The sequence below is a fragment of the Wolbachia endosymbiont of Ostrinia scapulalis genome (genome assembly GCF_023559145.1).
Classification (GTDB): Bacteria; Pseudomonadota; Alphaproteobacteria; order Rickettsiales; family Anaplasmataceae; genus Wolbachia.
Map to the genome: position 1 here is coordinate 653,929 of NZ_CP096926.1, position 11,944 is coordinate 665,872.

Annotated in this window: 11 protein-coding genes and 1 tRNA gene; 6 read left to right on the plus strand and 6 right to left on the minus strand. The window is 32.9% G+C overall.

Translation table 11 applies throughout. The features are described 5' to 3' along the window. Positions 1–549 precede the first annotated feature (549 nt). The 5 genes from coxB to M1L26_RS03350 all read left to right on the plus strand — a co-directional run bounded on the left by coxB (position 550) and on the right by M1L26_RS03350 (position 7,311). Positions 550–1,314 (plus strand): cytochrome c oxidase subunit II, encoded by a 765-nt coding sequence (gene coxB, locus M1L26_RS03330; RefSeq protein WP_250120421.1) that lies wholly within the window; start codon positions 550–552, stop codon positions 1,312–1,314. A gap of 15 nt (positions 1,315–1,329) precedes the next feature. Further along, positions 1,330–2,880, plus strand: coding sequence for a cytochrome c oxidase subunit I (gene ctaD, locus M1L26_RS03335; protein WP_211908224.1), 1,551 nt, complete (start codon positions 1,330–1,332; stop codon positions 2,878–2,880). A gap of 1 nt (position 2,881) precedes the next feature. Continuing rightward, positions 2,882–3,769 (plus strand): heme o synthase, encoded by an 888-nt coding sequence (locus M1L26_RS03340; RefSeq protein WP_211908226.1) that lies wholly within the window; start codon positions 2,882–2,884, stop codon positions 3,767–3,769. Positions 3,770–3,944: 175 nt separating this feature from the next. Continuing rightward, the gene (gene rnhA / locus M1L26_RS03345) at positions 3,945–4,382 is read left to right on the plus strand and encodes a ribonuclease HI (RefSeq protein WP_211908228.1); all 438 of its coding nucleotides are present in this window, start codon (positions 3,945–3,947) and stop codon (positions 4,380–4,382) included. Beyond that, positions 4,375–7,311 carry a YhdP family protein gene (locus M1L26_RS03350; RefSeq protein WP_211908230.1) on the plus strand — a complete coding sequence of 979 codons (2,937 nt, stop codon included), beginning with the start codon at positions 4,375–4,377 and terminating at the stop codon, positions 7,309–7,311. Before rnhA ends, M1L26_RS03350 begins: the two co-directional genes overlap by 8 nt. 30 nt (positions 7,312–7,341) lie before the next feature. On the opposite strand, the gene M1L26_RS06470 is transcribed toward M1L26_RS03350, so the two are convergent. The 6 genes from M1L26_RS06470 to M1L26_RS03375 form a co-directional block, all read right to left on the minus strand. After that, positions 7,342–7,755 (minus strand): YqaA family protein, encoded by a 414-nt coding sequence (locus M1L26_RS06470; protein WP_319606902.1) that lies wholly within the window; start codon positions 7,753–7,755, stop codon positions 7,342–7,344. Then, a complete protein-coding gene (gene cysS, locus M1L26_RS03355) occupies positions 7,724–9,118 on the minus strand; it encodes a cysteine--tRNA ligase (RefSeq protein ID WP_250119922.1) in 1,395 nt (464 codons plus the stop codon). Before cysS ends, M1L26_RS06470 begins: the two co-directional genes overlap by 32 nt. Further along, a complete protein-coding gene (locus M1L26_RS03360) occupies positions 9,111–9,767 on the minus strand; it encodes an exopolysaccharide biosynthesis protein (protein ID WP_007302767.1) in 657 nt (218 codons plus the stop codon). The genes cysS and M1L26_RS03360 overlap by 8 nt, the downstream gene beginning before the upstream one ends. Before the next feature lie 107 nt (positions 9,768–9,874). Beyond that, a complete protein-coding gene (locus M1L26_RS03365; RefSeq protein ID WP_250119923.1) occupies positions 9,875–10,528 on the minus strand; it encodes an exopolysaccharide biosynthesis protein in 654 nt (217 codons plus the stop codon). A 126-nt stretch (positions 10,529–10,654) separates the two neighbouring features. Then, entirely contained in the window at positions 10,655–10,822 is a 168-nt protein-coding gene (gene tatA, locus M1L26_RS03370; RefSeq protein ID WP_006013840.1) for a twin-arginine translocase TatA, read from the minus strand. Between the two features lie 140 nt (positions 10,823–10,962). Further along, a complete protein-coding gene (locus M1L26_RS03375; protein ID WP_211908236.1) occupies positions 10,963–11,700 on the minus strand; it encodes an ABC transporter ATP-binding protein in 738 nt (245 codons plus the stop codon). Between the two features lie 151 nt (positions 11,701–11,851). Between M1L26_RS03375 and M1L26_RS03380 the strand changes: the two genes are divergently transcribed. After that, a tRNA-Arg gene (locus M1L26_RS03380) sits at positions 11,852–11,925 on the plus strand. Positions 11,926–11,944 lie beyond the last annotated feature (19 nt).

Below are 11,944 nucleotides of genomic sequence, written 5' to 3' on the forward strand. Positions count from 1 at the left end.
GGCTTTTCTAAAAAATTTGTTTACAGAGTTTGATATGCAAAAAAATTTACACACAAGTAGTGTATTATTTTATAATTATTTTCTATAATATGTAAATCTTTGATTTAAGATGCAAATGCTAACGTAAACATTAAAGGTTAATTAGTAAACTCAGCTGTATAATAGAATTAAAGGAATTAGTAAGATTTTTACCTTAATGAATTATAAATAGACAAACTTACCTAAAGTTTAATAGTGTCTGTTACTGCTTTTAGGTGTGAGGCTAGAGGGTTATTAGCAATAACAGACACTATTAAACTTATTATAGAATTTCCTTAAAGTAAATACTTAACTTAAAATATTATAATATTTTAACTTAAAATAGATTCATGTAAATGCTTTTTCCTCAAGTTAGTATCGTATTATTATATTTATTAAATGCTAAAAAAACATTAATCATCATTTACTTTTGATTCAATATTTAGCAAAACACTTGTGTACATTCTATAATCTCTGTTTGCATAGTAAGTTTATATATATTATTATACAGTTAGTTTTACAGCAAAAAATATGGTGAAGTTATTTGCATTATTGATAATGTTTTACTCAAACATATCAATTGCTTCTGCTCCTACTTCTTGGCAATTTGGATTTCCTGCGCCTGCAACTGAGATAATGGAGGTTATAGTTAAGTCACATTCGTTTGTGATGAGTGTAATGATTGCAATTATGCTTTTTGTATGGGCCCTGCTTGCTTATGTAGTATTTCGCTTTCGTAAGGGCAAAGTGAAAAATGTTAGTAAAATAACTCATAATATCTTTGTAGAAATTATCTGGTTTGTTATACCAACGATTATTGTTGGGGTATTGGCTTTTAAAAATGCTGAATTAATTAAACTACAGGAGAAAGTGCCAAAAGCTGACATAACACTAAAAGTTATTGGTCATCAATGGTATTGGAGTTACCAGTACCCAGAATATCAAGGTATTTCATTTGACAGCTATATAAAAGGAAAAGAAGACTTTACCGAAAGAGATTTAAAACTATTCTCTGTTGATAATAACGTTATTTTACCTATCAATACTAATATTCGTTTACAAGTGACAGCAGGAGATGTAATACATAGCTGGGGAATACCGGCTTTTGGTATAAAAATTGATGCAATACCAGGTAGGCTGAATGAAGCATGGTTTGACGTCACGAAGCCCGGTATTTATTATGGGCAATGTTATGAACTATGTGGTCAAGGTCATGGATTTATGCCAATTGTTGTTGAAGCAGTGAGTAAAGAAGATTTTAATAAGTGGATTGAAGATAAAAAATTAGTAAGTTAAGTTTGGAGTATAGATATGAGTGATGCACCAAAAGGTATAAGACGTTGGCTGTTTTCTACTAATCACAAAGATATAGGGACACTATACATTATTTTTTCCATATTAGCTGGAATTATTGGTGGATTATTATCGGTAATTATTCGTACTCAGCTAATGCATATTAATATACTTAACAATAATTACCAGCTATATAACGTAATGATTACAGGGCATGCGGTAATAATGGTGTTTTTTATGATAATGCCAGCCTTAATGGGAGGATTTGGTAATTGGTTCGTACCTCTCATGATTGGTTCACCAGATATGGCATTTCCTCGTATGAATAATTTAAGTTTTTGGTTGTTAGTTTCATCTTTTATTTTGCTTATCCTCTCGGTATTTGCTGGCGAAGGTCCTGGAACAGGATGGACTTTATACCCACCTTTGTCGCAAATTATGTCCCACCCAAGTGCAGGAGTTGATCTTGCTATACTTGCACTTCATATTGCTGGTATGTCATCAATTGTTGGGGCGATCAACTTTATAGTTACCATATTCAATATGCGTGCAAAAGGTATGTCACTCACTAAGATACCACTATTTGTTTGGTCTATTTTACTCACATCATTTATGTTAATTGTTGCCTTACCGGTACTTGCTGGTGCTATAACTATGCTGCTCACTGATCGTAATATAGGTACCTCCTTTTTTGATCCTGCTGGTGGTGGTGATCCTGTGTTATTTCAACATCTGTTTTGGTTTTTTGGTCATCCAGAAGTTTACATAATTATTTTTCCTGCATTTGGTATCATCAGTCAGGTTGTGTCAACTTTTTCTCATAGGCCAGTATTTGGTTATATGGGAATGGTTTATGCTATGATAGGAATAGCAACGTTTGGCTTTATGGTTTGGGCTCACCATATGTTTACTGTTGGGCTTAGCGAGGATGCTGCTATATTTTTTAGCACTAGCACAATTTTCATTGGTGTTATAACTGGTGTAAAAGTCTTTAGTTGGATTGCAACTATGTGGGGTGGAGCGATTGAATTGAAGACACCAATGCTATTTGCATTAGGTTTTATTTTCATGTTTGTTGGAGGTGGTATAACAGGGATAATTCTTTCTCACGGTGGAATAGATAAGCTTTTGCACGATACCTATTATGTCGTTGCTCACTTTCACTATGTCATGTCGCTTGCTGCATTATTTGGAGCTTTCGCCGGTTTTTATTATTGGATAGGCAAAATGTCAGGTAAGCAATATAACGAGTGTTTAGGAAAGATACACTTTTGGCTCACTTTTATTAGCACCAATGTCACTTTCTTACCCCAGCATTTCCTGGGATTAGCAGGTATGCCAAGGCGTATACCTGATTATCCCGACGCGTTTATCCCTTGGAATTATATATCCTCAATTGGCTCATATATGTCCTTTGTTTCAGTTATGTTCTTTGTATTTATAGTTATACATCTCTTTAAGTGGGGCAAAAAAACTGGAGATAATCCTTGGGGGGGTGATACCTTAGAGTGGACGGTATCTTCACCACCACCTTTTCATACTTTCGAAAAGCCACCAGTGGTAAAATAAAGTGTATATAAGTGCTTTGTTAAACGTTGAATCGACAATATTGGACTTTTGGCATTTGCTGAAGCCAAGGATAATGTACCTTGTAGTGTTTACTGCAATTGCTGGAATGGTTGCTGCACCAGGTAGCATTCATCCTTTCCTTGCACTAATATCTCTTATGTGCATTGCTCTTGGTTCAGGATCTGCAGGTGCAATAAATATGTGGTATGACAGAGATATAGACTTGCTTATGGAGAGAACAAAAAACCGCCCTATACCTTCAGGTAGAGTTTCTGCAGAAAGCGCGCTTGAATTTGGCATAACTCTTGGAATATTGTCAGTATTTATCATGGCAATAGCAGTGAACCATGTTTCTGCTGCTTTGCTTGCAATTAGCATATTATTTTATGTTTTTGTGTATACAATTTGGCTCAAAAGGCGTACTCCGCAGAATATTGTTATTGGTGGTGCAGCAGGTGCTTTTCCTCCAATGATTGGCTGGGCGGTTGTAACTGACTCTGTAAGCTGGGAAAGTTGTATTCTATTTTTAATAATTTTTATGTGGACTCCACCACATTTTTGGGCTCTATCCTTAAATAGATCTGAAGATTATACAAAAGCATCGATTCCAATGTTCAATATCGTTTATGGTCCAGAAAAAACGAGGAAATATATATTAATCTATAGCGTGTTACTCGTATTAACTAGCTTACTTCCAGCACTATTTTTGAAAAAGGCTCTATTTTACCTCAGTATGGCAATTATTGAAGGGTGTGTTTTTATTTGGTTTGCTGCATCCGTTATAAGGCTTAAGAGTCATAGCTCGCAGAAAAAAATGTTTTCTTATTCGATTTCTTATCTATTTTCTCTGTTTGCCAGCGTTATTTACTGCTCTATTGATTTGTTTTAACCATGAAAGAACATAAAAACTATCTTTTACTTTCTCTTCTAATAATGCTCGTTGTAGCACTTTTTTTTATTTCCATAATAAAATTTAAAGGTGCAGCTTAAATTGCCTCTATATCTATAAAAATTGTGATTTTATAGAAGCAACGATATACTTTATTAATTCACTACAGTTAAAGATGAAGAAAAAGGAAGTGACAATATACACAGATGGAGCATGCTCTGGTAACCCAGGGACAGGAGGATGGGCAGCAATCATATTATTTCAAAATCATAGAAAGAACATCTGTGGTGGAGAAGAAAATACTACAAATAATAAAATGGAGTTAACAGCAGTGATCAATGGACTGAAGGTATTAAAATTTCCTTGTAATATCAGTTTGTATACGGATAGCCTCTATATTAAATACGGTATAACAGAATGGATAAATAAGTGGAAAATGAACGGCTGGAAGACAAGTAATAAGAAGTCAGTAAAAAATATAGAATTATGGAAAGAATTAGACGATGTTGCTTTGCAACATGAGATTAACTGGAAGTGGGTGAAAGCGCATAATGGTGATAAATACAATGAAGAAGCCGACAGCTTAGCAAGAAAAGCAATAATCGATGCTTAAAAAAATAGCTCTATCATTTTCTATAATTTTATTATTTATATTCTGCTTCTTTATCCCTTTTAAAGGGGAAGGTCCTTTAGAAATCAATATTAGTTATATTAATTTTTATATAAAGAAAAAAATATTAAAGATATTTACCAATTCGGATGTCAGCATGGAGAGTACCTCGGTTATTTGGCAGAAAGATGGCAAGCTAGTCATTACAGATTTAAAAATAACAAATCCTGACTTTACCATAGAAGTTCCTGAGCTTTTCGTACACTTTAAGTTAAGTTCCAAAAAGTTCTCTCAGGTTTTAGCTGGTAATGTACACATATATATCAAAAAGGAAGAGACCAGAGGAATAACAACATCTGTAATGACAGATAAGATGAGTAGTACAAAAAATCTGCTGAAGACAATAAGAAAAATTTTTTTCTACTTAAATGCAGACTCAAGGATTGAAATTACTAATATTGCTATCAATAGAAATATGGAAGGTGAATTCTTCATTGATAAAGTATATGTAGGAAAGGAGGAAAATTTTAATGTTTTGGATATTCGTGTTCATACAAAAGATAAAAAGGGGATTCTAGATGATTTATCTATTATGATAAAAAATCGCAATAATTTGTTAAATTTGTATGGAACATTTTATAACCTAAAGTTGGGGCTATTTAACGAGTTTTCCACACTAGTTAAAAGTTACAATTTGGACAAAGAAATAGGGTTCAAAGGGAACTTCTCAATGAGAATTAATGGAAAGGATGAAGTTATGGATGGAAACATATACGTGTTAAATACAGAGAGTCACTCAGGTAAAAACTTAGCCTTGACTAATGTAAATGTAAATTTGACATATAGTGATGAAATCATTAGCGTAAAAAACTTTCATTTTAAGTTAAATGATACTTACCTTTCTTTGATTGGCAAAATGAACTTTGGCACAAATCATGCTTTGCTTAGAGTTAATATTAGTAAACTTGTTGCAAAAGATTTATGTACTTATGTACCAGATGGTCTAGTGAACAATGAATTTAGAAAGTGGTATTGTAATAATATTGATGGGAATATTATAAATACAATTATAAGTTTTAACGGTAAAATCGATAGTTTAATAAATGATGATCTGTCAGGTATTGTAATTGTTGCTGATATAGAAAATGGCAGCGTTCAATTTGATGAGGATTTTGAACGAGTAGAGAACTTGAACGGTGAGTTAACTCTCAAGGATAACAATCTCAAAATTATTGTAAATAGAGCTAAGTTTCAGAATTTTACTATCAATAGTGGTCATATTGAAATGAACTCTCTCAATAAAGAAGATTCTGTTCTTACCATTAATGGTCAGGCTGTAAGTGATGCTTATGGGTTATATGAGCCTATAAAATTTAAGCTGGATGATGTGGTAAAATTTGAAAGAGATAAAGTAGGTGGAATAGCAAATTCTATATTCAATTTTCGTATTTTTAATCTAAATGGTGATAGTAAAAAAGTGGACTTCTCAGCAAATTTCTATTCTGAAATTGATAATTTGGTCGTATATAATGAAAGTCTTGGTAAGTATGATATTAAGCTTGATTTCGGCAGAGATTTTATTGATTTAAATGGCAGTGGTATGGTAAATAATACACAGCTGCTATTTGACCTCAAAAGTAGCAATAAAAATGAAAATTTTGCCTGGAGTTTGACTGGAGGTTTACCTGCTCAAATACTTAATTTCGGTGATGGTTATATCAATGCAAATATAGAGTCAGTAATGTATCAAGACAAAACAGGGTATGTTAATGGTAATATAGATTTATCAGAGCTCGAGTTGCGTTCAAGCTACTTAGGGTGGAAAAACCATTTTGAAGATCACAATGAAGTTTTATTTTCTACAAGGCTAAAAGGAGCAGGTAAGTTACTAATAGATAAACTAGATGTTGTAGGAAATGATCTAGACATAAAATTTAGCGGAAGAGTAGAAAATGGAAATCTATATTTAAATTCTAGCAACTTTAAATTACCTGATAATAATTTTAGTATAGAAATTGAATCAGGTAAGGAGAAAAATGTCATAATTATTCACGGTGAGAAAATCAACTTAAGTGATGTGTTAGGTTTACTTGGCAAAGATAGTAATCGATTAAATAACAAAATAGAAGTTACTATGAATGTTGATAATATAATTATGAAAGAAGGAATTATCATAAAAGATGCTAAGCTAAATGTAACTTGTGCTAAAGGTGATTGTAGTGGAAGTCAATTCACAGGACAGTTTTTAGAAGATAACAGTAATATACTAGTAGAACATAGTGAAATAGGGCTTGAAATATACGCGGATAATTCAGGTATGCTTTTGCGTTCTTTAGGTATTGGTAAATCAGTTAAAAATGGCAAATTATCTCTTTATCTATCTTCTAAGAGAGAAAATGGAGAACATTATGGTATGTTATCTATCAGCAATTTCTATATCAAAGATGCTCCACTGCTTACCACTTTATTATCAATGTCTTCACTGCCTGGTATTGTAAATGCTATAAAGAACGAAGGTGTACATTTTTATAAGTGTAATGCACCTTTTTCATATAAAGATGGCACTGTTGAAATTGAAGAATCTTGGCTTGAAGGAGCGGAACTAGGCATTAGCACTAGTGGTACGCTCGATATTAAGGGTTATAAATTCCAGGTTGAAGGACAAGTAATACCGGCATACTCAATTAACAAATCTTTGTTGAAAATCCCTATAATCGGAAAACTTCTGACTGGTGGGAAGAGTAGGGGGATTATTTCAATAGACTACAAAGCAAATGGTGATGATAAAAACAACAACGTATCTGTTAATCCTATCTCTTCGCTAACCCCAAGCTTACTTAAGAGGTTATTAGGAGTATTTGATCGTATTATGACCAAAACTAATAAAAGCATTTTAAAAGGTAGTTTGAAGAAGAAATTTAGCTCAATATGACCAGAAGAAAAGTTGTTTATTGATGTTTAGTTAGATGGTAAACGTTAGATACAACAAACAGAGGAAGTTAGATAAAATAATTAAGGGAACAAGAATATAAAGGTTTAACTTGAAGTAACCGGATAAAATCTGAGTCACACTTCCAAGTGGTGGTACCCACGAAAGCAATGCAACTGCACAAATCAGTAGGTGCCTTACAATTTTTGGTGTTTTGTCTTCATTCTCTAATTTGTGATGTGATCTTCTGATAAAAATTGTTATTCTACCTAAATACCAGTTAGCTATTCCACCAAGACTGGATCCTAATACTCCAAAAAGTAATATAAGTAGTTGATCGTAGTTTGACCTAAAGCATAACATAGTGTAAAGTACAAAACCTTGATGTATGGGTAAGATAAGCGATGATACTAGGCTATCTATAAACAATAGGAGATAATTTTCCATACCAAGTTGTTGTACCATCTTCGTTGTCAGAAATTGTAACCCCCATTTGTTTCAATTGCTCTCTTATTTTGTCTGCAGTATCATAATCTTTATTTTGTTTTGCTACTTTTCTTAAGTCTATCAACCTTTCTATTTCTTGATGACTCACACCACTTGCAAACCACTCTTGATAACTTGACTCAAGAAGACCAATGAACCTTGCGCTTTTAACAAACTTCTTAGTTAATTTGAGCATCTCACATTCATTACTTGTCTTATTGATTTCTGTGGCCATTTCATGCAATATGGCTACAGCTTCAGGAATGTTTAAATCGTTTTTCAAAGCCTCTATAAAATCTTTAGAGACTTCTGCATCACTTTCCTTAATACATGTACTACGTAATAACCGATAAAACTTGTTTAAAGTTTCTTGCGACTCAGAGATAACATTTTCTGTCCAATCAAGTGGTTTTCTATAGTGAGTTTTGAGCAGTGCATAACGTATTACTTCACCTCTGACTCCACTATCTAGCAAATCCCTTACTTTGACTATATTAAATAATGATTTGCTCATTTTCTCTTCATTTACCGTAAGAAAACCGTTGTGTATCCAATATTTTGCAAACGTTGACTCAGCAAATGCAGATTTACTCTGCGCAATTTCATTCTCATGATGAGGAAATTGCAAGTCTATACCGCCACCGTGAATATCAAAATCTTTGCCAAGGTAAGCATATGACATTGCTGAACATTCTATATGCCACCCTGGTCTTCCCTCTCCCCATGGACTATTCCAGTGACTTGAAAGTTTATAGTCAGTTTCGTTTGCAGGTTTCCAAAGTACGAAGTCTCCTGGGTGTTTTTTATTTTCACCAACTTCAACTCTACTACCGTAGTTTAATTCATCAATTTTTTTTCCTGATAAAACGCCGTATTCAGGGTAAGATTCTACACTAAAATATACATGTTTATTGGATTCATAAGCATGACCAGCTTGCAGCAAAGACTCAATTAACTTGATAATGTTATCTATGTTTTCCGTTGCTTTTGGTTCATATGTTGGTTCTGCACAATTTATGCTTTCCATGTCTTCATGAAAAGTTTTAGTGTAATATTTGCTAATGCTTTCTATATTACTATTTTTCTCATTTGCTGCATTGATTATCTTGTCATCGATGTCGGTTATATTACGCACATAAGTAACTTTTCCATAACAAAATTTAAGCAGTCGAAATAATACATCGTAAACAACAATAGAACGTGCATTACCTATATGTGCTGTATCATATACTGTTGGCCCACAAACGTACATTTTTATATGATCTTTATCGATCGGTGTAAAGGGCTCTTTTTTTTTTGTTAAAGTGTTGTAAAGCTTAACCATATACAAAGCTTTTTAGAAAAGAAAATGCTCCAAATATAAGCTGTGGTCCTTTAACTATTACGACAAGAGTAAGTAATAACCCACACAATGATACTAATACTCCCATTATAGAAAGAAATCCATCTTTGCTCATGATACCCAGTGAAATGAGAGTTGTACCAATTGCAGGAATGAAGTTAGTTAAAGGAAGTGGGATTGCTATCGATAATGCACAAAGCAGCATTATAAATGCTAAAATATTTTCACCAGGACCACGAAAAATGAAAGACATTCTTGGTTTCATGAACTTTTCTATTTTTTTTAATGTAGGTGAAGTTTTCTCTACCACGAGAGCTAGTGTTGAACGTTGAAAAGATTTCCTTTCTAGCCAATTAGGCATCCAAGGAGAATCAAACCCAAATAGAAGCTGCAGTGAAAATAAGATTAAAGGTATAGAAAGAATGGTTGTATAGCCAGGTGGAACAGGTATAGGTACTGATAGCGGTAAAGAGAAGATGATTATTAAAATACCAAAACCACGCTCATGTAAAGCTGTTTTAATATCAAATAATGTTACTTTATCATTATCGTTATTATTAGTATCTGCAACCTCTTTTAGAATATCAGAGGCCAATTTTTTATCTTCAGTCAATTTCACACTTTTTTCCACAGTTACCCTTTAATAACATTCTAACTAACATAGTTATTGCTATATTTCAATATCGATTATTCATTTCATGCTGTACTTCATTCTTTTATTAAAGTGTTGTAAAGCTTTTAAGTTATAAGGCTTTTAAGAAGAGAAAGTGTTCCGGCTATAAGTTTTGGTCCTTTAACTATTACAATAAGGGTAACCAATAACGCACAGAATGAAACTAATACTCCTAACGTAGATAAAAATCCATCTTTACCCATAATGCCGAGTGAAATAAGAGTTATACCAATTGCAGGAAGGAAGTGAGTAAAAGGTAATGGAAGAGCTATTATTATTGCACAAAGCAACATCATAAAAGCTAGAATCTTTTCACCCGGACCAAGAAAAATAAAAGACATTCTTGGTTTCATGAACTTTTCTATTTTTTTTAATGTAGGTGAAGTTTTCTTTACCACGAGAGCTAGTGTTGAACGTTGAAAAGATTTCCTTTCTAGCCAATTAGGCATCCAAGGAGAATCAAACCCAAATAGAAGCTGCAGTGAAAATAAGATTAAAGGTATAGAAAGAATGGTTGTATAGCCAGGTGGAACAGGTATAGGTACTGATAGCGGTAAAGAGAAGATGATTATTAAAATACTAAAACCACGTTCATGTAAAGCTGTTTTAATATCAAACAATGTTACTTTATCACTATCGTTGTTATTGGTATCTGCAACCTCTTTTAGAATATCAGAGGCCAATTTTTTATCTTCAGTCAATTTCTCACTTTCTTCCACGATTAACCTTTAATAACATTCTAACTAACATAATTATTACTGTACTTCAATCATACCTCTTCAATTCTTTAGCCTTGTTTAAACAAATGACACGCACTAAAGTGCGTGTCACGAAACATAAGGAAGCTAACGATCTGGTTCATTAGATGATAGTTTCTCTGAATCCTTAAGTTCTTGTTTAAGGTTTTTAATGCCTTTGCCTAAATCACCCATAACTTGTGGTAACCTACCTGCACCAAACAGAACTAAGATTATTATTAAGACTAGAAACAGCTGCCATGGACCTAAACTCATTTGTACCTCCATTGAAAATATTAATTTTTAGGTATTAAAACTTGACTGAAGCCAAGTGATACATAAATTATATCACTTTTATTGAATTATAAATCAAGAGTTTTTAATTATCTTATAATAGTTTTAGCCTAACATTAAGTTTAGTTTAGCTGTAGAGTAAAAGGAAGCTCACTAAAAAATTTTGCTAACGTATCATCTTTAGGTCTGTGGTATATGTAGCTAGGAACTCCTGATTGAATAATTTTACCATTTTTCATTACGTAAATAAAATCTGCAACTTTCAACGCTTCTTGCGGATCATGAGTTACCATGAGTACAGGAATATTTTTTCTTCTAAAAAGTGACAATATATGGTGCCTTATTCGATATTTGAGCAGTATATCTAAATTAGAAAATGGTTCATCGAGCAAAACAACATCAGGATTTTGCGCCATTACTCTTGCTATTGCAACTAATTGTTGCTGTCCTCCTGATAAAGCATGAGGGTACATGTTTTCATATTTTTCTATATTAAATAGCTTTAAGATTTCCAATGCAGTAAGGTATTTTTCTTTCTTAGAAGTACTGCAAATAGCAAAAGTTATATTTTCTATTACTGTTTTATGAGGAAATAATGCAGAATGCTGAAAAATCAATCCGATATTTCTACGCTCTATAGCAATTGACACTTTGTTACTTGCAACTAATTTATCATTTATAACAATGGTTCCAGATTTTGGATTTTCTATTCCTGCGATTAATTTTAGAATTGTTGACTTGCCACAGCCAGAATGACCTAGTAAACAGGCAACACTTCCTTTCTTCACTTGAATGTTGATGTTGCTTAAAGCAAAGCCATCTTGATTACTATAAAAGTAACTAATATTGTTAACTAGCATTAATCTTTCAATTGGAATCGTATTATTAAATATAACAGTATTACATTCAAGAAATACAGAAATATTTTTTATTATTGTGAATTAATTGTACAGGGTACCTAGAAAAATGCGAGACTTTTTGCTATAATTTTGCATAAATAGCAGAAGACATGGGACTATAGCTCAGTAGGATAGAGCGTTGGATTCCTAATCCGAAGGCCGTGCGTTCGAATCGCACTAGTCCCACTTAATCTTAATAAAGTAG

Coding starts and splice junctions, on each gene's coding strand:
- coxB (WP_250120421.1), top strand. CDS start 550: ATGGTGAAGTTATTTGCATTATTGATAATGTTTTACTCAAACATATCA.
- ctaD (WP_211908224.1), top strand. CDS start 1,330: ATGAGTGATGCACCAAAAGGTATAAGACGTTGGCTGTTTTCTACTAAT.
- rnhA (WP_211908228.1), top strand. CDS start 3,945: ATGAAGAAAAAGGAAGTGACAATATACACAGATGGAGCATGCTCTGGT.
- M1L26_RS03350 (WP_211908230.1), top strand. CDS start 4,375: ATGCTTAAAAAAATAGCTCTATCATTTTCTATAATTTTATTATTTATA.
- M1L26_RS06470 (WP_319606902.1), bottom strand. CDS start 7,755: ATGGAAAATTATCTCCTATTGTTTATAGATAGCCTAGTATCATCGCTT.
- cysS (WP_250119922.1), bottom strand. CDS start 9,118: ATGGTTAAGCTTTACAACACTTTAACAAAAAAAAAAGAGCCCTTTACA.
- tatA (WP_006013840.1), bottom strand. CDS start 10,822: ATGAGTTTAGGTCCATGGCAGCTGTTTCTAGTCTTAATAATAATCTTA.
- M1L26_RS03375 (WP_211908236.1), bottom strand. CDS start 11,700: ATGCTAGTTAACAATATTAGTTACTTTTATAGTAATCAAGATGGCTTT.